We start from the raw sequence: 23,551 nt of genomic DNA, 5'->3' as shown, positions 1-23,551 counted from the left end.
ACGCGGTCTATGGCAAGGCGTACGAAATCACATAGTCGCCACGGTCAGTCGACTGTCGCGCGCCACCGGCGGTGATCACCACGTACTGCTTGCCGGTCTTGGGCGATACGTAGGTCATCGGCCCGCCCTGGCTGCCGACCGGCAGGCGCGCCTTCCAGATCTCGTTGCCGTTGCTGCTGTCGTAGGCACGCAGGTAGAAATCCTGGGTACCGGCGATGAACACCAGGCCGCCTTGGGTGGACAGGGTGCCGCCCAGCGTCGGCAGGCCGATCTTGATCGGCAGGTGCATGCGAATACCCAGGGGGCCGGTGTCCTCGACGGTGCCGACCGGCACCTGCCAGGCGATCTGCCGGGTCTTCATGTCGATCGCGGTGAGGGTACCGAACGGCGGCGCCTGGCAGGGGATGCCGGCCACCGACAGGAAACGGTTCTTGTTCACCGCGTAAGGCGTGCCCTTGAGCGGCACGGCACCCATGCCAGTGTTCAGCGCCTCGCCACCGGAGGCTGCCTGGCCACTGTTCTGCGAAGGGATCATCTGGATCCACAGGCCCAGGCGCATGTCATTGACGAAAATGAAGCCGTGCACCGGATCAGTCGAAAGGCTGCCCCAGTTCATGCCGCCCAGCGAGCCGGGGAAGCTCAGCGACAGGTCAGTGCCGGGGGCGGTGTACAGGCCGTCGTAGCGCATCTTCTTGAAGTCGATGCGGCACAGCAGTTGATCGTACGGGGTGGCGCCCCACATGTCTGACTCGGTCAGGGTCTGCGCGCCGATCTGCGGCATGCCGACGGATTTGGGCTGGGTCGGCGAGTAGGGCTCGTTGGGGATGTTGCTCGGCTTGACCGGTACTTCATCGACCTGAGTCAGCGGTGTACCGGTGGCGCGGTCGAGCACGTAGATCTGCCCGGCCTTGGTGCCGATCACGACTGCCGGCACCGTGCTGCCGTCGTCCTTGGTGAAGTCGATCAGGCTTGGCTGCATCGGCAGGTCGAAGTCCCAGAGATCGTTGTGCACGGTCTGGTAGACCCACTTCTGGTTGCCGGTGGTGGCGTCCAGGGCCAGCACCGAGGCACCGTAGGTGTGGTCGAGCTTGCTGCGCTCCACGCCGTAGATGTCGGTGGAGGAGGAGCCCATCGGCAGGAACACCGTGTTCATCGCCGGATCGTACGACATCGGCGCCCAGCTGTTGGGGGTGCTGCGCACGTAGGTGCTACCGTCGGCGGGGGCGTTGCGGTCCTGCGGATTGCCCGGATCGAAGGCCCAGCGCATCTGCCCGGTCATTACATCGAAGCCGCGCAGTACGCCGCCGGGCATGTCGGTCTGGACGTTGTCGGCGACCCGCCCGCCGACCACCACGGTGGTGCCAGCCATCAGTGGCGCCGAGGAAAGCTGGTAGTAGGAATCCGGGACGTCACCCAGGCCGTCCTTCAGATCGACCTGGCCGTTGTTGCCGAAGCCTTCGCAGAGGGCGCCGGTGTCGGCATCCACCGCGATCAGGCGACCGTCGATGGTGTTGGTCAGCAGGCGGCGCTGGCAGTTGGCGCCCGCCGGCAGCGCGGCAACGGTGATCGGCGAACTGTGCGGTTGGGTCGGCTGGACGATTGGCGCGGTGGCATCGAAGTAGGCCAGGCCACGGCAGCGCTGCCAGACCTTGGATTGCGCGTTGATGGCGTTTTTCCAGAGCTCCTTGCCGGTGTCGGCATCCAGGGCGATCAGGTTGTTGTGCGGGGTGCAGATGAACACCTTGTCGCCGACCTGCAGCGGGGTGAGCTGGTCTTCGGCGCCATTGCCGTCGCTGATCGCGACATCACCGGTGTGGTAAGTCCAGGCCACCTTGAGCTTGTCGACGTTGGCGCGGTTGATCTGGTCCAGCGCGGCGAAGCGGCTGCCGCCTTCGGTGTTGCCGTAGTGCGCCCAGTCCTTCTGCTCTTTGCCCGGTTCCACGGCGGTCAGGCCAGGGCCGTTGCCGGTCGGTGCGACGCTGGGGTGAGCGACGAACATATTGCCTGCGGCGATGGCCAGTACCACTGCCAGTGCTGCAGCCAAAGCATAGGCGCGTCGGCCGCGACTGCCGCCGTTGGCACGCACCAACAGGGGATAGATCAGCGTGACCACCAGGCCTATGGCGCCGAACATGAACAGCCGCGAGAACAGCGGCCAGAACACCAGGCCTACATCGGCCAGTGCCCAGATAACGGTGCCGAGCAGGAACACGGCGTAGAGCCATGCGCCGGCAGGCTTGCGACGGGCGATGAGCAGGCCGGCGATGGCCATCGCCAGGCCGCCGATCAAGAAGTACCAGGAACCGCCCAGGCCGACCAGCTTGACGCCGCCTGCGGCCAGGAGCAGACCGAGCAGGGCGATGATCACGCCCAACCCGACCAGGAGGAATGTGGAGGCGCCAGAAGCGCGGGGTGTGTCGTTCATGCCAGGGATCTCGCAGGTGGAATGCGTGAAGTCTAAGCCCTTAGCAAGCTAATTAACAAGTTAGTACATTTTATTCGGTGACGGATTGTCGCAGGCGCTTACAAGCTTTTCTTCGGGAAAAACCAGTAATCCAGCGGCTAAATGTAGCTAACTTTGGGCGAACGACATTGCTTACACATTCGACCAACGTCGCATGCGCAAGGTCGCATTACGTCGGAATCAGCGTTTGAGTTCGTGTTGCTTGCGGTAGGCCCCCGGCTGCATGCCGATCGCCTTGGCGAATGCCCGGGTGAAGGCCGCCACGGATTGATAGCCCGCCTGGGCGCCGACCTGTTCCACGGTATTGCCTGCGCGCAGCAACTGGCAGGCATGGCGCATGCGCAAGGCCAGCAGCACCTGGCCCGGCGACTGCCCGGCGAGTTCGTTGAAACGCTTGAAGAACGCCGAACGCGAAAGCCCGGTGCAGGCCGCCATGCTCTCCAGCGACCAGCTCTGGCCCGGGTCTTCGATCAGGCGTTCGAGCAGGTCGGCAAAGGCCGGCTGGCGGGCGAGGGCGATCAGCCCGCCCAGCGATTGGCCGCCATTTGCCTGCTGGCGCAGCACATAGAGGAACAGCAGGTGGGTCAGGCGTTCGAGCAACGTCTGCGACGGTGTCGGCTGGCGGCGGCACTCTTCCAGGATCAGTTCGAACAGTGCTCGCGCGGCGCTGCCGGCCGGATCGTTGGCCCGCAGCAGGATCCAGTCGGCCAGCCCTTCGACGATCAGCGACGACAGCCCCGACTGGAACTGGAAGAACCCGCACACCAGGCCCACGCCATCCCCTGCGTCGAGTTCCAGCGCTTGCATGGTGCGCCGCGGCTGGGCGCAGGCATCGACGGGGTCGGCGTCGCTGGAAAGCCTGTAGGCCAGGTCGCGCAGCAAAAACACCGCATCACCGCTGTCCAGGCGGATCGGCTCCGCTTGCCCGTCGATGTGCAGCCAGCAGTGCCCCTGAACCACCAGGTGGAAGCTGGCCCGGCCCATGCCCTGGGTGCTCGCATGCCAGCCGCCGCAGTAGCGGCCGACATGAAAGAGGCTGGCGTCGAGCTCCAGGCCCTCTAATAACCAATCGACAAGGTGGCAGGACGAAATCATCTAATGCAAAGACTCAGGAGCAAGGAAAGGCGACTGATGAATATGGATGCTATTTCTTATAACCAACAGACTGTATGGACACACATCAAAGGAGACTACTCCATGTCCTCGCGCATTACTCTACACACTCTGCAGAGCGCCCCGGAAGCTGCACGTCCCTTCCTTGAAGCCGCCCAGAAGAATTCCGGCTTCATCCCCAACCTGCTGGGCATTCTCGCCAACGCCCCGGCGGCCCTGGAAACCTACGTCACGGTTTCGGCCCTCAACGGCAAGTCCGAATTGACCCTGGCCGAGCGCGAAGTGGTGCAACTGATCGCTGCTACCAAGCACGGTTGCGACTTCTGCGTTGCCGGCCACACCGCCGTGGCCCTGAACAAGGCCAAGCTGCCGCAGGAGGTGGTCGATGCCCTGCGTGCGCGTGGCGAGCTGCCTGATGCGCGCTACGAAACCCTGGCCGAGTTCGCCCGTGAAGTCATCGCCACCCGTGGCAATGTCAGCGATGCCACCTATCAGGCCTTCCGCGATGCAGGTTTCAGCGAAGGCAATGCTCTGGAAGTGATTCTGGGCGTGAGTCTCGCAACCCTGTGCAACTTTGCTAATGTGTTCGCCCAGACGCCGCTCAACGACGAGTTGAGCAAGTACCGCTGGCAGCCTTCGGCGTAATCCACGCCTGGTGCCGGCGCGCCGGCGTTTTCAAAGGAGTAGGGACATGCTTGATTCTGCATTTCGACAATGGCTGGATGCCAATGCCGAGGCAATCGACCAGGGCCAGTGCGACCCGCACCTGGTGCTGGCCCAAATCGCCGAGTCGCAGTTGCTGCGGGTTGGCGTCGATCCGGCACTTGGCGGCTCGGGCGGTGACGTCACCGACGCCGTGGAGGCCATCGCTGCCATCGCCAGCCGCTCGCTGGCCTCGGCCTTCGTCTGCTGGGGGCAGCGGGCCTTCATCGAATACCTGCTGCACAGCCCCAACCAGGCCTTGCGCGAGCGGCTGCTGCCAGACCTGCTGACCGGCGAACTGGCCGGCGCCACTGGCTTGTCCAATGCCATGAAGTTCCTCTCCGGTATCGAAGCCCTGCAAGTGCAGGCGCGTGCCGAGGGCGAGGGCTGGACCCTTGAAGGCCGCCTGCACTGGGTGACCAACCTGCGCAAGAGTGGCTTCGTGGTAGCGGCGGCGATCGAGGCTGAAGCGGGCCAGGCACCTTTCGTGCTGGCGATCCCGTCCAGCAGTCAGGGCCTCGAGCGTTCCGACGACCTGCAACTGATGGGCCTGCAGTCGAGCAGCACCGCCGCGCTGGCGTTCCACCAGGTCGCTCTGGACCGGACCTGGCTGTTGCACGAGAACGCCCGCGAGTTCCTGCCTCGGGTGCGGCCGGCATTCCTGGCGCTGCAGTGCGGCATGTCCATCGGCCTGACCCGTCGCGCCCTGGATGAAGTGCGCGAACACCTGCAAGGGCGCGGTTCGTTCCTCGCCGAAGCGGAACAGGTGTTGCGCGAGCGCCTGGAGAATACCGTCGGCGAGCTCAAGCAGGGCCTGCTCGACGGGCGTTTCCTCAACCAGCCCGCGGCACTGTTCAAGCTGCGCATCACCCTGGCCGAAAGCGCCGCCGATGCGGTGCAGATGGAGCTTCAGGCCAGCGGCGGCAAGGCTTATCTCACCGCCTATGGCGAAGGCTTCGCCCGGCGTTGGCGCGAGTCGGCCTTCGTGCCGATCGTCACGCCGAGCCTGGTGCAACTGCGCGCCGAACTGCAACGCCAGGCGGCGAACGTATGACCGACGTGTTGCTCGAAGCCCGCGCCATCAGCCTGGGCTACCCCCGCGAGGGCGGCTGGCAGGCGGTGCTGGAACAGTTCGACCTCAAGCTGTCGCCGGGCGAAGTGGTGACCATCCTCGGCCCCAGCGGTGTCGGCAAGTCCAGCCTGCTCCGCGTGCTGGCCGGTCTGCAGCAGCCTGGTGGCGGTGCGGTGTCACTGCACGGCGAGCCCCTGCAGGGGCCGCACCCGCGTCTGGCCGTTGCCTTCCAGGATCCAAGCCTGCTGCCCTGGCTGAGCCTTGAAAAGAACGTGGCCTTTGGCCTCGATTTCGCCCGTCAGCCTGCGCTGGCGGCGGCCGAGCGTCGTGCGCGGATCGACCACGCCATCGAGGCAGTGGGCCTGAACCATGCGCGCAGCCAGTATCCGGCGCAGCTGTCGGGCGGCATGGCCCAGCGCACGGCGCTGGCCCGTTGCCTGGCGCGCCAGCCCGAAGTGCTGCTGCTGGACGAGCCCTTCGGCGCACTCGATGAAGTGACCCGCGCCGACATGCAGCAACTGCTGCTGCAACTGATCGCCACCCACAACACTGCGGCGGTGCTGATCACCCACGATATCGACGAAGCCCTGCTGTTGTCCGATCGCGTGCTGCTACTGGGCAACCACCCGGCGCGCACCCTCGGGCAATGGCACATCGACCTGCCGCAGCCGCGCGCGCAGCGGGTCGAGGAGCTGGGCGCGCTGCGCATCGAGATCCTGAAAACCCTACGGCAGGCGAGCCGCCCCACCTCAACATCTACTTCCCCCCTGTCGTCGGAGCCTGCCCATGTGCATGGATGATTGCTGCTCTTCCACGTCGCGTCGCGATTTCATCAAGCTCAGCGCCATGCTCACCGCCGCCGGCGCCTTGCCGATGCTGTCGAGCCTGCAGGCGCGCGCTGCCGCCGAGCCGGACGCGCCGGTACGCATCGGCTACCTGCCGATCACCGACGCCACGCCCTTGCTGGTGGCGCACAACAATGGCCTGTTCGAGGCCGAAGGCATCAAGGCCGAGCGTCCGGTACTGCTGCGCAGCTGGGCGCAGGTGATCGAAGCGTTCATCTCCGGGCAGGTCAACGTGATTCACCTGCTGTCACCGATGACGGTCTGGGCCCGCTATGGCAGCAAGGTGCCGGCCAAGGTCGTGGCCTGGAACCACGTCGGTGGCTCGGGCCTGACCGTTGCGCCGGACATCACCGACATGAAACAGCTCGGTGGCAAGACCGTCGCCATTCCGTTCTGGTACTCGATCCACAACGTGGTGTTGCAACAGATGCTCAGTGACAACGGCCTGACGCCTGTGTCCAAGCCTGCCAACGCGCAACTGGCGGCCAACGAGGTCAACCTGCTGGTACTGCCGCCTTCGGACATGCCGCCAGCGCTCGCCAGCAAGCGCATCGCCGGTTACATCGTCGCCGAACCCTTCAATGCCCTGGCCGAGAATCTCAAGGTCGGGCGCGTGCAGCGCTTCACCGGCGATGTCTGGCGCAACCATGCATGCTGTGTGGTGTTCATGCACGAGCATGACCTGAACAATCGCCCGGAGTGGTCGCAGAAGGTGGTCAACGCCATCGTCAAGGCGCAGCAATGGACCCGCGATCACCGCGCCGAGGCCGCGGCGTTGCTGTCCAAGGCCGGTCCCAACAAATACACCCCGCACGAGCCTGCGGTGTTGACCAAGGTCCTGGCGCCTTCGGCCGAAGACCGCGCCGGCTACATCGCCAGCGGTGCGATCCAGCATCAGCAGTGGGACGAAAAGCGCATCGACTTCCAGCCGTACCCGTTCCCCAGCTACACCGAGGAGCTGGTCAAGCGCTTGAAGAACACCCTGATCGAGGGCGAGAGCGGCTTCCTCGCCGGGCTGGATCCGGCGCAGACCGCGCGCGACCTGGTGGACGACCGCTTCGTGCGCAACGCCATCGCCGCCGTGGGTGGCCCGTCGGTGTTCGGCATCGCCGACAACTTCGAGCGTAGCGAGGAGTTCGCGGTCTGATGCGCAAGCATGTCGTACATGGTGCGCTGGGCCTTGCCGGGCTGGCGGTGCTGTTGCTGTTGTGGTGGGCGGGGGTGCGGGTGTTCGGCGAGGCCGACGGCCTGTCGGCGCGTTTCTCGCCCCAGGCGACGCTGGAGAGCCTGGTCGAGCTGCTGGGCCATGGCGAGGTCTACGGGCACATCTGGGTGAGTCTCAAGCGTATTCTCATCGGCCTGCTGCTGGCGCTGCTGATCGGTGTACCGCTGGGTTTGCTCGTGGGCAGCTACCGGCATCTGGAGGCGGCGACCACGCCGGCGTTCCAGTTCCTGCGGATGATCTCGCCGCTGTCGTGGATGCCGGTGGTGGTGATGCTGATGGGGGTGGGCGATCAGCCGATCTACTTCCTCCTCGCGTTCGCCGCGCTGTGGCCGATCCTGCTCAACACCGCCGCAGGCGTGCGTCAGCTCGACCCGCGCTGGTTGCAGTTGTCGCGCAGCTTGAGTGCCACGCGCTGGGAAACCCTGTGCAAGGTGATCATCCCAGGGGTGATTGGCCATGTGCTGACCGGTGTGCGCCTGGCGATCGGCATCCTGTGGATCGTGCTGGTGCCGTGCGAGATGCTCGGGGTCAGCGCGGGCCTTGGGTACTTCATCCTCGACACCCGTGACCGCCTGGCCTATTCGGAGCTGATGGCGATGGTGCTGCTGATCGGTGTGCTGGGCTTCATGCTCGATGCGCTGGCGCGCGGGCTGCATCGGCGCTGGGTACATGCCTGAGATGTTGCTGGCGCCCGCAGGTTGGGCGCCGCACACCGGGCAGCGCCCCACCTGTGGCGGCGCTGACGGTCAGCGTGTGATGCGGGCCTGGCGTCGCCGCACTTCTTCTCGCACCGCCGGAATCACCCAGCGTCCATAGTCCACGGTGTCGTACAGCGGGTCGTAGCCACGGTTGAGGAAGGTGGTCACGCCCAGGTCGACATAGTCGAGCAGGGCCTGCGCCACCGTTTCCGGTGTGCCGACCAGCGCAGTGGTGTCGCCATAGGCACCGACCGCGGTCGCGGTCGGCATCCACAGAGCACGATCATGCCGGTCTGCGCGTGCTGCAGCAGCGAGCAGGCGCTCGGAGCCGGTGCCCTTGATGCGCTTGCTCCACGGGCTGTCGGCGGCGAACTGCGGGTTGGCCTTGATCTGCGCCAGGATCTGCTCCGCTCTCTGCCATGCCAGCTCCTCGGTGGCACCGAGGATCAGGCGTACCGACAGGCTTACCCGCGGCGCTGCCACCCCGGCGCTGCTGGCGGCCGCCTTGAGCTTGGCGATCTGCTCGGCCACGCCACTCAACGGCTCGCCCCACAGGGCGTAGAGGTCGGCGTGCTTGACCGCGATCTGGTAGGCGATGTCCGACGAGCCGCCGAACGAGATCGGGATGTGCGGCTGTTGCAGCGGCTTGACCGGCGAGAACGCGCCCTTGATGTTGAAGTAGCGCCCCTCGAAATCGAACGGCGCTTCGGCGGTCCAGGTGCGGCGGACGATTTCCAGGTATTCGTCGGTGCGCTGGTAGCGTTCGGTCTTGTCCAGCAGGGTGTCGCCTTCCTGGGGTTCGGCGGTGATCCCGGTAATCGCGTGCAGGCGGATACGCCCGCCGCCGGTGGTGTGGTCGAGGGTGGCGAAGGCGCGCGCCGCCACGGTCGGGGCGGTGAGGGCCGGGCGGTGGGCGATCATGAAGCCCAGGCGCTCGGTGTGCGCGGCGGCGTAGGCGGCGATCTGCAAGCTGTCGGCGCTGCCGGGGCCGCTGGCGATCAGCACCCGGTCGAACCCGGCGTGCTCGTGGGCGCGGGCATGATGACGAATGAACGGCAGGTCGAAGTCGGGCGTGCGTACGCCGCGAGTCTCGGACCACTGGCGGGGAAAGATCATACCGACGAATTCGATGGACATGGCAAAGCCTCCCGGGTGTGGGGTTGAGGGTCAGAACTGGTAATCGACCTGTGCCAGCAGGGTTCGGCCCGGCATGGGTTGCAGGAAGGTGTTGGTGGAGCCGGCCAGGCCGCTGACGAAATTCAGCTCGTCGGTAACGTTGAGCATGCGCAGCGTCACCCCCCACTGCGGCTGGCGGTAGTACACGGCCAGGTCGAGGTTGTATTCGTCGGGCACCTTCACCGTCTTGCTCAGGTTCAGGTACCAGCTGCTGGTCCACCAGCCGGACAGCTCCACGCCAAAGCCTGAGTCGAAGCGATAGTCCACATAGCCCCCGGCGTTGTACTCGGGGATCTGCACGGCATCGAACTTGCCCGAGGGGCGCTGGTTGAGGCTGTTGTTGTCGCCGAACACGGTGCCGTTGTCGGGAATGAACCCGGCAGAGGCGAAGCCGGCCTGGCTGGTGAACTCGTTGTAGGCGCTGATGCGGCTGAGATTGAGGCCTCCGCGCAGGTGTTCGTCCTGGTAGCGCAGCGTCGCTTCCAGGCCTTTGACGATCAGCCGGGCGATGTTGTTGTTGCTGTCCGGCGCCTGGTCGCGGGCCTGACGATAGGCCGCCAGGGTCAGGAACAACTGATCGGGCACGGCTTCGACCTTCAGCCCAAGCTCGTGCAATACGCTCAGGCTCTGGAACGCCAGGGGGTTGAGCTGGTTGGCGCCGGCGCCGCTGCCCCAGCCCAGGCCGTTGGTGAAGAAACCGGTGTTGACCGCCAGCGAGCGGTCGAAGGTGTAGTACAGGGTGCTGTTGTCGGTGGGCTTGACGTAGGGGCTGACCTGGACCGAGAACAGCCGGTAGTTGTTTGCATCCTTGCGCTGGCTGGCGCCATTGACCACGAAGGGGTTCTCGATGCGTGCGTCGATCCAGCTGCGGCTGGCGCCGATGTTCAGGCCTGCACGTTCGCCCAGGCGCAGGTTGTGCTGGCTGAACAGGGTCTTGGTGGTCCAGGTGCTGTCGGCGGTATACGGCGCGATGGATTCGGCGTACAAGCCATGCCCGGCCGGGTACATGGCCGACAGGTTGAGCCAGCCGTAGAGGTTGGAGAACTGCGCCACACCGGGCTGGCCGATCCAGGCCGCGTTGCCGCCGGCGGGGTTGCGACCGGCGAGGCCGAGCAGGTCGCCTGGGTTTTTCAGGCGCGGGTCCTGGGTCAGGTCGTAGGCGTTGATGGTCGAGCCGAAGCTGTTGTTGGCGGCGATCGACTGGTTCGATTCGCGGCGATAGATCAGGCCGCTGTTGCTGTCGTCGACCAGGGTCAGGCCGCCGAGCTGCCATTGCCCGCGGGCACGGAACTCGAAGCGGTTGTCGAAGATGTCGTCCTTGCCCTGGACCTGGAAGGCGCCTACCGCATCGGTGGTGTCGGTGGAGTGCTGGTAGAAGGTGCTGTTGGCCAGGGTAATCGACGGTGTCAGCTCTCCTTCGATGCGCAGTTGCGTGGTGAAGCGTCTTGAGCGGTTCTCATCCTGGGCGCGCTGGCCGGTCTGCGACGACAGCGAGGTCAGGCCGTTGCCTTCCAGCGACGGGTCGTAGACCCAGCCGCGCAGGCTGCCGGGGTTGGCCTGGGTGTTGGGCGAGGCGCCCTGGAAGCTGCCGTTGACCACCGAATACTGCCCTTGGGCATTGCGCTGGCGTTGCACCCAGCCCAGCACCTGGGCGTCGCTGGCACCGGAGGACAGCACCGGCGACCACAGCGTATTGCCGTTCTGGATGATCGGTGTGGCGCGGCCGGCGTAGTACTTGCCGTGGTCGACCAGGTCCTGGGTGGCGCGGTTCCAGCCGTGGGTGATGTTGTAGTCGTAGTAATCGTCGTAGGCGGCGTTCCAGTCCACGCGCACATGGTCGTTGCGAAAGGCCAGGGCGCCGTAGAAGGCGTCGAAGTTGTTCTCGACGTTGTCGTAGAAGTCTTCCTGGCGCTGGCGGGTGATGCTGACCCGGTAGGCGAGGTTGTCGCTGATTGGGCCGGTGTTGTCGATGCTGAATTTGGTCGCATCGCGCGATTCGCCGTCGGGGATCCAGCTGCCGATTTCGCCGGAGAGCTTGGTGCGAAAACGTTCGAAGTCGGGCTTCTTGCTCAGGTAGTTGACGTAGCCGCCGCTGCCGCTGACCGAGCCGTAGGTGACCGAGGAGGGGCCGGCCACGATGTCGGCGCCCTCATAGGCGTTGAAGTTGGCAGGGTGGCGTACGCCATAGGCGCGCTGGCCGTCCTGGAACACTTCGCTGTTCTGGCCGCGCATCTGCGGGGCGATACCGGCGTTCTGGCCGCCGCCGCGGGTGATGCCGGGGGCGTACTTGACCAGGTCGTCGGCACTGCGGATCGGGTCGCGAGCCAGTTGCTCGGCGTTGACCTGGGTGACCGAACGTGGGGTGTCGAGCACCTTGGCTTCGAGGCCGCCGTAGATCGATGAGGGTGGGCGAGTGGGCAGGGCGTCGTCGTCGGGTTGTTCGGCCTGGACGGTGACGGTTTGCAGGACCGTGTCGTCGGCCAGCAACGGGGTGCTGGCCAGGGCCAGCAGGGCGAATGCAGGGTGCAGGGCTGCGCGGGGCATGGAGTGGGCCTCGTTCGGGTAAGGTGGAATGGAGGTGGGGCGCAGCCGCGCCTGCGGTTGTTTTTGGGGTTATGTGGGGGTTGTGCCGGCCCTATCGCGGGACAAGTCGGCGCGCCAAACCGCCGCTCCCACAGGTACCCCGTGGTCTGGGAGATCGGTGGGGTATCGGTGGGAGCGGGCTTGTCCCGCGATAGGGCCGGCCCAGACAGCGCGTGATCATGACTTGAGCCACAAACTTTCGAACCGCCAGGTACTGAACAGCGAGCGCTCCGGCTGCGCCCCGCCGACGCGGTTGCTGACGCTGTCGAGCAGGTCGGCGTAACCCCAGATCAGCATCCCGCCGCGCTGGTACTGGATCTCTTGCGCGCGATGCACCAGCAATTTGCGCTTTTCCAGGTCCGGCTGGGCCATGGCGGCGAGAAACGCCTCGCTGAATTGCGCGTCGTGGAAGTGGGTCTTGTTGGCCACCGCGAACGGCGCATCGGTATGGATGGCGCTGGCCAGGAACGGCGCACCGATGCTGCCCCCGGTGCTCAAGGTCCAGTCGTCGCGCTGCGGCCCCTGGAACGTTGCCAGGTCAACCTGGCGCACCTTGAGGGTGACGCCGATGCGTTTGGCCTGCTCGGCCAGCACCAGCGCCGAGGCGAGCCCCGGCCCGGGTGTCGTCACCAGCTCCACCTCGAGCTGTTCGTGGCCTGCCTCGCGCAGCAACTGCGCGGCCCGCTGCGGGTCGTGCGGCCGCGGGCCGAGGGCGTTGTTGAAGGTTGGGTCGAAGGGGGCGTACAGGTCATTCGCCACGCGACCCTGACCGTTCAGCGCACGGCGTACCAGTTCCTCACGGTCAGCCAGCAGGCGGAAGGCCTCGCGTACCCGTGGGTCGTCGAACGGCGCCTTGGCGGTGTTCATGTCGAACGACAGCCAGTTGCCACTCACCGACTTGAGCAGGGTCAGCCGCGGGTCGGCCTGCAGCACCTGCAGGTGCTCGGTGGACATGACGTTGGCCATGTCGATCTGCCCGGCGCGCAGGGCCGCCAGGCGCCCGGTCTGATCCTTGAAGTCGATGATCTCCAACTCGTCCGCGTAAGGCTTGTTCGGCTTGAAGTAGTTGTCGAAACGGGTGAACAGCGAGCGTTGCCCAGGGGTAAAACTCTTGAGCTTGAACGGCCCGGCGCCGACTGGATTGCTGACCGGATGGTAGTCCACCGGCACGATGCCGCCGAAATTGACCCAGGTCTCGGGCAGCGGCAGGTAGCTACGGCCTTCGCGAAAACGCAGGCGCACGGTGCGCTCGTCGAGCTTCTCCAGATGGTCACGATCGACCCAGTGCAGCAGCGCTGCATAGGGCGAGGCCAGTTGCGGATCGGTGAGGCGGCGGATGGAGAAGATCAGGTCGTCGGCATCGATGGTCTTGCCATGGTGGAACTCCAGGCCCTGCTTCAGGCGCAGGGTCCAGCCGCTGGCATCGGCGTTGGGCTCGGCGAACTCGGCCAGGGCCAGGCGCGGCTGCATCTGCTCGTCCCATTCCCACAGTTTGCTGTACAGCGCAAAGCCTCGCACGATGCCGCTGCCGATGGGCTTGTGGGCGTCGAGGTTGCCGCTCTGGTTGCCGTCGATGACACCCAGGCGCAGGCGCCCGCCGTGGCGTGGCTGGTCGGCGACAGCGGTGGCCGGGGTGTCGCTGGGGCCGCAACCGACCAGCAGCCCGCCCGCCAGCACGCCGGTATGGCCGAGGAAGCTGCGCCGGCTCAGGGGGTAACCGTCCCTGGTCATGGGCTCAGGCTCCGTTGGCCGCGTGCAGTTGCACGGGCGTTTCAGGCAGGCGGGCGAGGGCGGCGCGCTCGCCACGGAAGTGCGGCAGGATGTGCTCGCCGATCCGATAGGCCTCTTCCAGGTGCGGGTAGCCGGCGAGGAAGAACAGGTCGACGCCGATGGCGTTGTACTCGCGGATCCGCGCCACCACGTTCTCGTAGCTGCCGACCAGGGCGCAGCCGGGTGGGATGCCGATGTAGCCGAAGCCGGTCCAGACATTCGGATGGATGAAGAAGTCGTCGATGCCGGGGGTATCGCCCTTGTCGGTAAAGCCTTGCTCGTAGCTGAGCTTGCGTGCCGTGCGCAGGCCAGCGTGGGCGGCCCTGGCCTTGACCGCGCCCTTGGCGATGCCTTCGTCGAAGAAGCGCTGCGCCTCGGCGCGGGCCAGGGTCTCGGTCTCGCGGGCGATCACATCGATCGACAGGCCGAAGCGGATGTCGTTGCGTCCGTACTTCAATGCGCGGGCGCGGATGTCGGCGATCAGCGCGGCGATTTCGTCCGGGTGCTCGGCGCGCATCAGGTAGAAGTCGGCATGCTTGGCGGCGAACTCACGCGCCGCGACCGACGAGCCGGCGGTGCAGATCAACGGCAACTCGGCCTTCTTCAGCGGTCCGCGCAGGCCACCGCCGTCGGCGTGGTAGTACTTCCCGTCGTAGTGGAACTGCTCGTTGTGCCAGTAACCCCTGACGACATCCATGAACTCGGTGGCGCGCGCATAACGGTCATCGTGGCTTTCGTAGTCGCCGACCTGGCGCTGGATCGCGTCCGAGCCGCCGTTGATGATGTTCCAGACCAGGCGGTTGCCGGTGGCTCGCTGGTAGGTCGCCGCCTGCTGCACCGCGACCCAGGGCGTGTAGTGATAGGGCTGGAAGGCCGTGACGAACTTCAGTGTCCGGGTCTCGCGGGCCAGCAGCGAGCACACCGTCCAGGGCTCCTCGCCGCTGGGGGCGTTGACCATCAGCGCGCCGCCGAAGCCGTTGATCTCGGCTGCGCGGGCCACCTGGCCGAGGTAGTCGATGTAGGTGAAGTGATCACCCACGGCGAACCCCGATACCGCGCCGGTGCTCGGCCCGCCCGGGTGCCAGTCGCCGCGGTTGCGGCTGTCGCCGGGAAGAAACTGGGTTTCGCCATGCAGTGGCAGGCGGGTAAAGAACTCGATGCTCATGCCGGGCCTCCTTTACTGGACCGTAGGTTTGCAGATCGGGGTGATGGGTTCGCCGTTGATGACTTTGTGGGCGAAGGGGATCGAATCCTTGAGCGATGCGTTGACGGTCTCGCTGTGGCCCAGGCCCTTGTACAGGTGGCCTTCGACGATGGACCCGGCGTCGCAGGCGTCCTGCATCAGCTTGGCCTGGCTGGCGGCGGTGGGAGTCTGGTCCTCGGCGCCGGTGCCGATGAAGATCGGCTGCGCCAGCTTCAGCGTCGGGTAGGAGACCTGCGCCAGCCATGGCTTGAGCTTGTCGCCCTGGTAGTCCTTCTTGGTGTTGGCGGTGGTAAGGCCGGTACCGACCACGTCGCTGACCAGCGAGGACAGACAACTGCTGCGGGCCTGCTCGAACAGTGGCAGGGCCTTGTCGGTGTAGTGATCACGAGGGTCGATGCTCGGGTCGTACTGCTGCGCGGCGAGCAAGGTGTAGAAGCCATAGGCCAGGGATGGGTCGACCTTGTTGTTGTCCTGTTCACCGACGTTCTTCGAGCCGACGGTGTAGATCACCCCGGTGCCGATGCTGCCCCTGACGCCCAGCTCCGGCGCGTAGGTGGCGGCATAGGCGCCTGCGGCGAAGGCCCCGGCGCCGCCCTGGGACTGGCCGACGATCAGCACCTTGTCGGCCAGGCCCGGCACGCCGTGCACCACGGCACGCGCGGCGTCGAGGATGCCGTAGGCCGCGGTGCGGTTGTTCAGCAATGGGTGACCACCGGGCACGCCCAACCCTTGGTAGTCGGTGGCGACGATGGCGAAGCCCTCCTTGAGCCAGCGGTCGAGGTATTGCACGTCACGGTAGGAGCGCCCGGCCCAGGACGGCGCGCAGATGTCGGCAACGCCGACCGTGCCGTGGCCCCAGCTCAGCACCGGCCAACCGCCAGCGGGTGCCTTGCCCTTGGGGATGAACAGCGCCCCGGAAACCACGACCGGGGTCTTGCCGTCGCGTCCGTCCAACGAGCTGTAGAGGATCCGCTGGGCGCTGGCGGCGCTGGGCAGGCTCAGCGTCTGCTCCAGCGGCTCGCTGCGTAGCAGCTTGCCGGGGGCGGCGGGGATCACTTCGCTCCAGCTGTAGAACGCCGAGACACGGCCGTCGCCTTGCTGCGGGTCGGGCTTGGGGGCGTAGGTCGGGGCGGCCAGGGCGCTGATCGAAAAGGCCAGGGCGCTAAGGCTGAAGACGAGGGTGGCAGGCAGTTTCATGGACGGGTCTCTTTTCGGAAATTCAGGGTTGTTTGCTCAATTGCGTGGCGACCGCAGGCCAGTAGCCGGTGAGCTGCAGGTCTTGCAGGGCCTGGCGGGTGAAGTGGGTGGCGAGGTCGTGGCGAATGTCGTAGGGCGTGCGGATCAGCCGGTTCTCCAGGGCGTAGCGGGCCAGGGCCTGGTAATGGGCTTCGAGCTGGGCGTCGGTCTTCGGTGCCCAGCGGTCTTTCCAGGCCACCGGGTCGTCCTGGTCATCGCGGCGCAGCACGCTTTCGGCAATGCCGGCGCGAGAGGAGAGCTTGTAGTAGGCGTCGCGGTTCTCTGCCTGGGAGATCCACCAGGCGGCCTTGACCCAGGCGGTGGCGACCAGTTGGGTGAGGTCGGGGTGCTGCTCGACGAACAGGTCGGTGCCGAACAGGTCGGAGACCAGGCGCCAGTCGTTGGCGCCTTGCTTGGTCGACCAGAGAATGCGCGCCACGCCTTTGTCTTCCAGGGCATAGGCTTCGTTGAGCAGCACGGCGGCATCGACCTTGCCGGCGGACACCGCGGCGGCGCCAACCTGCGGGTTGAGGTTGGCGATCTTGAAGTCGGCCAGGCTCAGGCCCTGGCTGTGCAGGAAATTGCTGAAGGCGAACTCCCACGGACGGCCACGGTGCAGGGCCAGGCGCTTGCCCTTGAGGTCCTGGATGCTGCGCACTGGCGAGTCGGTGGGTACGACGAGGTAGATGTTGTTGCCGCTGCCACCGGGCACGACCAGCTTGCCCGGCACACCACCGGCACCGGCGATCACGGTCGGCAGGTCGCCGCGCACGGCGAAGTCCAGGCTGTTGTTGCTGAAGCCCTCGTTGATCTGCGGGCCGGCGCCGGCGTGGGGCAGGGCGACCCATTCGAGCTTGACGCCGCGCTCGGCCAGTTGTTGTGCCAGCCAGCCCTCTTCGATGACCCGGCCAGGGATGCCGCCGAATACCGGCGCGCCGCCCTGGGTGAAGGCGACGATGGCGATGCGCACGGCGGGCGGGGCTTCGGCGGCGAGGGTGGAGAAGCTCAGTAGCAGGCCGGTGAGCAGGGCCAGGGCGTGACGCCAGGGGTTGTTCATATGCGGCTCCAGGAGGTGGTGGTGGGGTCGGGGCTGCGGTGCAGCCCATCGCGGGCAAGCCCGCTCCTACGGGTACTGCGCGGTTCTGAGGACCTGCGCTGAACCTGTAGGAGCGGGCTTGCCCGCGATGGGCCGCACAGCGGCCCCAACCACCAACAGGGTGTTACCTCCCCTTGAGCGAAATGCATGCCAGCACCGGCCCGGATCCGCTCCAGCCCCGGTGGCACTAGGCCTTCAGGCCCTCGACCCAGAGCCCTCGCGATGGCCTGGCTGCTGATCCCTGCGCAGGCCGTTGCTGGCCCGCTGCTGCTCCAGCAGCAATCGAGGTGTTGATTTTTTCAATATGTCAATTTCGAATATATAAATATTTATTAATAATTTTTGGGTCTAAATTTATTCGTGCACTATGAGGGCGCGCTTCAACTGCCAGGAATGCATCATGTCGCTGATCACTCACCCCAATGCCCGAGAGCTGACCAAGTCGGTACGTGCCACCGTGCTCGTCTTCAAGGACCCACGCTCGCAGGAGCTGCTCAGCCGCATCGAGCGCCTGGCCCCGAGCGAGGCCAACACCCTGATCATCGGCGAGACCGGCACCGGCAAGGAGCTGGTTGCCCGCCACATTCATCACCTGAGCCGCCGTGGCCGTGAGCCGTTCGTAGCGGTCAACTGCGGCGCTTTCGCCGAAACCCTGGTGGAGAGCGAACTGTTCGGCCACGAAAAGGGCGCCTTCACCGGCGCAACCTCGAACAAGGCCGGCTGGTTCGAGGCCGCCAATGGCGGCACGCTGTTTCTGGATGAAATCGGTGACCTGCCGTTGAATATGCAGGTCAAGCTGCTGCGCGTACTGCAGGAGCGCGAGGTTGTGCGCCTGGGCTCACGCACGCCGATCCCGATCAACGTGCGGCTGGTGGCGGCGACCAACGTCAACCTGGCCGACGCGGTGGTGGCCGGGCATTTTCGCGAGGACCTGTTCTACCGCCTGCACGTGGCGACCATCCGCCTGCCGCCACTGCGCGAGCGACCTGGGGATATCCTGCCGCTGGCCGAATTCTTCATCGAAGAGCACTGCCGACGCCTGGGCTATGACCGCGCGTCACTGAGTCTCGAGGCTGAGCGCAAGCTGCTGGCGCATAGCTGGCCTGGCAACATCCGCGAGCTGGAAAACGCCATCCATCACGCGCTGCTGGTGTGCAGGCAGCAGGTGGTGGCACCGCAGGACCTGCACCTGGTGGACATGCGCCCGCAGGCGGTGTTGCCGGGAGAAGTGGCCGTGACGGCAGGATTGCCAGCAGCGGCAGCGGCGCCGGTGAGCCTGGAAAGCGCACTGCTGGCGCTGTTCGAGCAGAACGTGCCGAACCTGTACGAGCATATCGAGGAGACGGTGTTTCGCGCCGCCTACCGCTACTGCCATGGCAACCAGTTGCAGACTGGGCGTTTGCTCAATATCAGCCGCAACATCGTGCGGGCGCGGTTGGAGAAAATCGGTGAGCTGGGGAAAGTGGGCGCAGGGTGAAACAGGGGCATCGGCACAGGCTGCGAGGCCTGTGCCGAGCGGCTTAGAACACCAGCACCAGCGTCATGTTGGCATTGAGCGAACTGTCGAGCTTGGGCGCGAAGGTTGGATTGTCGGTATGGATCAGGGCCGATTGCAGGTAAATCCCCTGGCTGATCCGGTAGGCGTACGACAGCGAGATGCTGCTCGAGGCCTTCGCGTAGTCGATATCAGCGTCCGCCGCATTGCGTCGTGCCCAACTGCTGTACTGGTTCTTGGAAACGCCCAGCGCGAACAGGTCGTACGGACGCGAATCGAACGGCCCAAGGCTGTAGATCGAGGCGCCGAAGGCGCCGGGCAGGTAGTTGACGTTTTCCCGTCCCTGGTTGACGTAGGCGTTCATGTACCAGCCCTTGTAGGGCAACATTGAGTCCGGTTGAGTGAGCTGCACATCCCCCACAGCGTAGGCGCCGTAGTTGTTATTGGTCTTGTTCGGATCGTCCAGACGGGTGTAGTCGGAGTCGTTGTAGGCCACACCGGTACGCAGCCAGACCTTCTTCTGCGAAGGCCCCGACTCGACGCGATAACCGACTTCGTTCAGGACGATGGTCTTGGCGCCTTTCACCTTGAACTTCAAGCCATAGCGGTTTTCATTCGCGTCGGGAAACAAGCCTTGCGGGCTGATACTGCGTGCCACGCCGACATGGTAGTAGTAGCGTTTGTCTTCGCTGTACAGGCGCACGTCGACCGTAGGCGAAGGCTTGAAACCCAAGGCTCCGACTTGTGCCAGCAGGCCGCTGCTCGGGCCCAGCGTCGAGGCGGCGATGTTGTTGCCCAGCAAGGTCCCGTAGAACTGGTTGGCCAGCGCGAAGTAACCTGCCTGAATGATGACGCGGTCGTCATACAGCGGTACGCGTGCGGAAAACTGGCTGATGAAGGCTTCGCGCAGTCCATCGCCGCGGAAACTGTTGTAGTTGAAGGAGCCGCCCAGCGTGAACAGGGAGCCCGCCGGTAGCCCGTGTCTCTCCAGGTCGTGAGTGAGCAGCAACGAACCGGTCGTGGTGTAGGAGGGTTTCTGACCGCTATAGACCTGCTTGCCACCATCGTGGCCTTTCAGGTCGTAGGTCAGGCCGTTGGTGTAGATCAACTGAGCGTTCCACCCTGCCTCGTAAAGGGCTTCACGAAGCCCGCCCAACTCTGGACTGATCGATTCGCAGTTGGACGGGAAGGGGGCTTCGGAACCTTTGTGGTTGTAGCGATCGTATTTCAGACAGGCAGGCGTTTCCGGCGTGGCTGCATTTTGGGCATCAGCGGCCTCGGCGACTGGCGCGACGAGCGATGTTTCATCGGTGGTCTGGGGATCGGCAGCGTAAGCGGCCGGGTCAATGAGCAACACCGAAACGAGCAAATACAGAAGCAGGCACAAGCCTGAGTATTGAAGCCCCTTGCGTGCAGACGTGAGTACGCGCGAGCGCGATGTTTGCCGGGTGGTGGCGCCTGACGCGAAGGATGAATGCACGATGACCTGTTTCATCTGATTTCCTTTCTTGTTGTTCGAGAGTCACGCTCAAGGGCTGCTCAGCCCAGTGTGGCGACCGTAGATACGGTCGCCGAGAGCATTCAGACTTCACTCACCGCAGCGGTGACGACAATCTCCACCTTGATTTCCGGGATCGCCAGACGGGCTTCGACTGTCGCGCGCGGTGGCGCATGGCCGGCGGGCACCCAGGCGTCCCAGGCTGCGTTCATCGCGGCAAAATCAGTGATATCGGCCAGGAAGATCTCCGCCCGCAGGATCTTGGCCTTGTCTGTGCCCACGCGGACCAACAGCGCATCGATGGCGTGCAGAACCTGTGTGGTCTGGCCTTGCACGTCGGCACTCAGGTCTGAGGGAATCTGCCCGGCGAGGTACGCCACGCCCTTGTGAATGGCGATCTGGGAGATGCGTGGGCCGACGTCGATACGTTCTATTTTGCTCATGACATGCCTCTGGTTGAAGTAACGGGGGGCGGATCGCCGGGGGACTCAGGGCACAGTTGCCCCTGCCCAGGCGGGCCGACGGTGTCATCGGGTAGCGCGCGCTGTAGCCGCTAGTCGCGCCAGACCTGCTCGGCCATGCGCAGCCAGTTGCCGCCGAACACGGCCGCAAGGTCGGCTTCGCTCATGCCGTGCGTGGCCAGTTCGTTGGCCAGTGCCGGTAGTTCGGCAGGCGACAGCATGTCCATGCCGGCGCTGTAGCCCAGGTGCGGGGGGAATTTGTCTGGGTTCGCGGCGAGGAAGGCATCGACCTCCTGGCGGTCGTGGATGAAGTCCAGGCCGATGCCGACATGCTCGATCCCGACCAGCTCGGCGACATACAGCACATGCCGCGCCACATTGCTCGGGGAGGCGTCATTGCCGCCGAGGAACAGGCCGATGCCGTTGATGCCGATGACCCCGCCACGTGCCGCACAGGCGCGGATCAGGTCGTCAGGGATATTGCGCGGGTGCTGGAACAGCGCGCGAGGGTTCGAGTGCGAGAAGATCAGCGGCGAGGGCGAGGCGTCGATGGCCTGGCGAGCGGTGCGGTAGCCGGTGTGCGAGCAGCAACCGATCATGCCGACACGGGCCATTTCCTCAAGCATCGCGCGGCCGAAATCGCTGAGGCCTGGATCATCGTCCTGGCAGCCACCGCCGGCGCGGTTGTTCTGGTTGTAGGCCAGCAGCATCCAGCGCACGCCCAGGTCGCGGTACAACTCGATCAGGCTGAGCTGGTCGCCGATGGCGTTGGCCCCTTCGATGTCGAAGCCCACCGCCAGTTGCCCGGTCGCCCGGGCGGCATGGATGTCGGCGACCGAACGGATCAGCCGGTACTGGGCGGGGCGTGCGGCCAGCCAGGCACGCAGGCTGGCAAGCATGCGCAGGTGCGCTTCGATCGAATCGTCGCCGAAGCCGACATTCAACATCACGACGTCGGTACCGTTGCGGTGATGCCACTGGAGCTGGTCGAGAAAACTGTGGTCGTGTGGACGCAGTGGCATGCAGACGTGGTTGTCCCATACCAGCATCGAGGACAGCGAAGGCGCTTGTTGTTCTTGTGCGTTCATCGTCAGTCTTTCCGTTGGAAGTGCAGATGCCGGGTGCGCAGGGTGTCGAGGGAGAAACCCGTGACGCGGCCTTCTTGTCGTTCGAGGTTGATGATTCCGAACAGCGACAGCGCCGGGACTTGTGATTTCATGCTGAACACCTCGGTGCTGAGGGCTTCGAGCGGCATCACCGACACTCCCAGCGCACCGTGGACATGCAGGTTCAAGGTCTGACCGTCGAAGCGCACCCAGGCATCGGCGTCCAGGTCGAGGCAATGGTAGTGCCCCAGCAGTGCTGCCCCCGCTTGCGCCACTGATGGCGGCGGCTCCGGCAGACGTTCGAACACTGCGGCCTGGCCGCCCTCACTGAAGGTGAGTGAGGCGGGGGCTTGCTGGAGCTCGGCCAGTTGCCCGACCGGCACGCTCAAGGGGCCTACGGCCAGCGTCTGGAAGCCGATGCACAGCGTATCCCCGCTGTCGGCCAGCGGGAGCGCGGGGCTGTTCAGGAACGACAGCCCCAGGGTGCCGCCTACATCGGCGAAACCGATGACGCGGCCGTCGCCCGGTGCGTGGTAGCGGGTGCCTACCAGCGCCTGGAAGCATTCGGTGGAAGGCTTGCTGGCAGGCGGGCCGAGAACGTCGCCGAGCAGCAGATCCACGATCTGGTTGGCCAGTGCGATGGGGTTGACCAGTGCACCGTTGGTCATGATCACCACATCGAGTTCGTGGCTTGGCACGGTGAGTATCTGCGAAGAGCCACCGATCACGCCGCCGGCATGATGGATCACCTCGACGCCGCGATAATCGTGGCGCATGAGCCCCAGGGCGTAGGGCAGGGTCGTGCCGTTTTCAAGCGTTGCCAGTGTCGTCATCTGTGCCCAGGTGGCGGCGCTACCGAGGGCTTTCGGGTTACGCAGGTGAGCGAGCCACAGCAGCATGTCGTCGAGCGTGGATATTATCCCGCCTTCGCCGAGCACCTCTTCGCTGGGGAAGATGCCGCGTTGCCAGCGGCCATCGGCCTGCGCCAGGTGCAGCGTCGCCATGGCGCGGTGGATCTGCAGGTCGCTCGGTGCCAGCGTGGTGTCGAGCATGCCCAAGGGCGTGAAGATACGTGTTTGCAGGAACTGCTCGAATGGCATGCCGCTGGCCCGGGCGATCACCTGCGACAGCAGGTGGTAGCCGCTGTTGCAGTAAAGCGCTGACGTGCCCGGTGTGAAGTTCGCGGTGCTCTGGCGCAGTTGCATGGCCAGCCCGAAACCTTCAGGTTGTATAGCCATGCCGTTGGCGATGAAGCCCAGGTCGAGATGGCAGCGATAGCCGCCGGTATGTGTCATCAGTTGGCGCAGGCTGGGCTCGGCGTCGAGCGATGGCAGCTCGGGAATGTAGCGGCGCACGCTGGCATCGAGGTCGAGCTCGCCGTCTTCGGCCAGCAGTAGTGCAGCCAGGCAGGTGAAGTGCTTGCTGCTCGAGCCGATGCGCATGCGGGTGCCTGGCGTATTGGCCACACCCAGCTCGACACTGGCCAGGCCAAAACCACGGCGATAGAGGGTTTTGCCGTGCTGGGCGACACCTGCGACCAGGCCTGGTGCATCACTGCGGTTTACCGCCTGGAACAACGCGTCCAATGCAGTGGTGCCGGAATTGCCTGCGACGGCCGGGGAAGAAATCTCAGTCATTCGGACTCCTTGTTGGAGAACACGTCTGTCAGTGCGATTGGATAATCCCTGTGAGCGACCGCTGATGCCTGCCAGGTGGCTGCATCGTAGCAACTAATTTTCCAAAACGGAAAATAAATTTCAGAAAAGTACATTCCCCAAGGCTGATTTTATTTGGGGGAATGAAATAC

General features: G+C 65.2%; 18 protein-coding genes. 6 read left to right on the top strand and 12 right to left on the bottom strand.

All coding sequences use genetic code 11. The features are described 5' to 3' along the window. Positions 1 to 7: 7 nt before the first annotated feature. Complete coding sequence (locus F6X62_RS13585; protein WP_153773825.1) at positions 8 to 2,425, bottom strand: glucose/quinate/shikimate family membrane-bound PQQ-dependent dehydrogenase; 2,418 nt, start codon at positions 2,423 to 2,425, stop codon at positions 8 to 10. 219 nt (positions 2,426 to 2,644) lie between these two features. Then, positions 2,645 to 3,559 (bottom strand): AraC family transcriptional regulator, encoded by a 915-nt coding sequence (locus F6X62_RS13580; protein ID WP_153773824.1) that lies wholly within the window; start codon positions 3,557 to 3,559, stop codon positions 2,645 to 2,647. A 102-nt stretch (positions 3,560 to 3,661) separates the two neighbouring features. Between F6X62_RS13580 and F6X62_RS13575 the strand changes: the two genes are divergently transcribed. The 5 genes from F6X62_RS13575 to F6X62_RS13555 are packed head-to-tail and all read left to right on the top strand — an operon-like array spanning position 3,662 to position 8,098. Then, positions 3,662 to 4,222 carry a carboxymuconolactone decarboxylase family protein gene (locus F6X62_RS13575; protein ID WP_153773823.1) on the top strand — a complete coding sequence of 187 codons (561 nt, stop codon included), beginning with the start codon at positions 3,662 to 3,664 and terminating at the stop codon, positions 4,220 to 4,222. Between the two features lie 46 nt (positions 4,223 to 4,268). Then, on the top strand, positions 4,269 to 5,333 hold the full coding sequence (locus tag F6X62_RS13570) for an acyl-CoA dehydrogenase family protein (protein ID WP_153773822.1): 1,065 nt from the start codon (positions 4,269 to 4,271) through the stop codon (positions 5,331 to 5,333). Beyond that, complete coding sequence (locus F6X62_RS13565) at positions 5,330 to 6,151, top strand: ABC transporter ATP-binding protein (RefSeq protein ID WP_153773821.1); 822 nt, start codon at positions 5,330 to 5,332, stop codon at positions 6,149 to 6,151. The genes F6X62_RS13570 and F6X62_RS13565 overlap by 4 nt, the downstream gene beginning before the upstream one ends. Next, complete coding sequence (locus F6X62_RS13560; protein WP_153773820.1) at positions 6,138 to 7,343, top strand: ABC transporter substrate-binding protein; 1,206 nt, start codon at positions 6,138 to 6,140, stop codon at positions 7,341 to 7,343. Before F6X62_RS13565 ends, F6X62_RS13560 begins: the two co-directional genes overlap by 14 nt. Then, a complete protein-coding gene (locus F6X62_RS13555; RefSeq protein WP_153773819.1) occupies positions 7,343 to 8,098 on the top strand; it encodes an ABC transporter permease in 756 nt (251 codons plus the stop codon). Before F6X62_RS13560 ends, F6X62_RS13555 begins: the two co-directional genes overlap by 1 nt. 69 nt (positions 8,099 to 8,167) lie before the next feature. On the opposite strand, the gene F6X62_RS13550 is transcribed toward F6X62_RS13555, so the two are convergent. From F6X62_RS13550 to F6X62_RS13525, 6 genes are all read right to left on the bottom strand, one after another. Then, positions 8,168 to 9,256 carry an LLM class flavin-dependent oxidoreductase gene (locus F6X62_RS13550; RefSeq protein ID WP_153773818.1) on the bottom strand — a complete coding sequence of 363 codons (1,089 nt, stop codon included), beginning with the start codon at positions 9,254 to 9,256 and terminating at the stop codon, positions 8,168 to 8,170. A gap of 30 nt (positions 9,257 to 9,286) precedes the next feature. Continuing rightward, entirely contained in the window at positions 9,287 to 11,839 is a 2,553-nt protein-coding gene (locus tag F6X62_RS13545) for a TonB-dependent receptor plug domain-containing protein (RefSeq protein WP_153773817.1), read from the bottom strand. 216 nt (positions 11,840 to 12,055) lie between these two features. Beyond that, positions 12,056 to 13,609, bottom strand: a complete 1,554-nt coding sequence (locus F6X62_RS13540; RefSeq protein ID WP_153773816.1) for an ABC transporter substrate-binding protein — start codon at positions 13,607 to 13,609, stop codon at positions 12,056 to 12,058. Positions 13,610 to 13,613: 4 nt separating this feature from the next. Then, positions 13,614 to 14,813 carry an LLM class flavin-dependent oxidoreductase gene (locus F6X62_RS13535; RefSeq protein WP_153773815.1) on the bottom strand — a complete coding sequence of 400 codons (1,200 nt, stop codon included), beginning with the start codon at positions 14,811 to 14,813 and terminating at the stop codon, positions 13,614 to 13,616. 12 nt (positions 14,814 to 14,825) lie between these two features. Further along, entirely contained in the window at positions 14,826 to 16,049 is a 1,224-nt protein-coding gene (locus tag F6X62_RS13530; protein WP_153773814.1) for a lipase family protein, read from the bottom strand. 22 nt (positions 16,050 to 16,071) lie between these two features. Continuing rightward, the gene (locus tag F6X62_RS13525; RefSeq protein ID WP_153773813.1) at positions 16,072 to 17,145 is read right to left on the bottom strand and encodes an ABC transporter substrate-binding protein; all 1,074 of its coding nucleotides are present in this window, start codon (positions 17,143 to 17,145) and stop codon (positions 16,072 to 16,074) included. 439 nt (positions 17,146 to 17,584) lie between these two features. Between F6X62_RS13525 and F6X62_RS13520 the strand changes: the two genes are divergently transcribed. Further along, the gene (locus tag F6X62_RS13520; protein WP_065862718.1) at positions 17,585 to 18,661 is read left to right on the top strand and encodes a sigma-54-dependent Fis family transcriptional regulator; all 1,077 of its coding nucleotides are present in this window, start codon (positions 17,585 to 17,587) and stop codon (positions 18,659 to 18,661) included. Between the two features lie 43 nt (positions 18,662 to 18,704). Here F6X62_RS13520 and F6X62_RS13515 read toward each other — a convergent pair whose 3' ends face one another. The 4 genes from F6X62_RS13515 to F6X62_RS13500 form a co-directional block, all read right to left on the bottom strand. Continuing rightward, complete coding sequence (locus F6X62_RS13515) at positions 18,705 to 19,787, bottom strand: carbohydrate porin (protein ID WP_178117552.1); 1,083 nt, start codon at positions 19,785 to 19,787, stop codon at positions 18,705 to 18,707. Positions 19,788 to 20,260: 473 nt separating this feature from the next. Further along, positions 20,261 to 20,620, bottom strand: a complete 360-nt coding sequence (locus F6X62_RS13510; RefSeq protein ID WP_153773811.1) for a RidA family protein — start codon at positions 20,618 to 20,620, stop codon at positions 20,261 to 20,263. Between the two features lie 110 nt (positions 20,621 to 20,730). After that, a complete protein-coding gene (locus F6X62_RS13505; protein WP_153773810.1) occupies positions 20,731 to 21,726 on the bottom strand; it encodes a dipeptidase in 996 nt (331 codons plus the stop codon). Between the two features lie 2 nt (positions 21,727 to 21,728). Further along, positions 21,729 to 23,381 (bottom strand): serine hydrolase, encoded by a 1,653-nt coding sequence (locus tag F6X62_RS13500; protein WP_153773809.1) that lies wholly within the window; start codon positions 23,379 to 23,381, stop codon positions 21,729 to 21,731. Between the last annotated feature and the right edge of the window lie 170 nt (positions 23,382 to 23,551).

Origin of the sequence: Pseudomonas sp. MNR3A (assembly GCF_009650575.1) — a bacterium.
Lineage (GTDB): Bacteria > Pseudomonadota > Gammaproteobacteria > Pseudomonadales > Pseudomonadaceae > Aquipseudomonas > Aquipseudomonas machongensis.
Note: the sequence above shows the minus strand (reverse complement) of the source record. Positions and strands in the feature narration are given on the sequence as shown.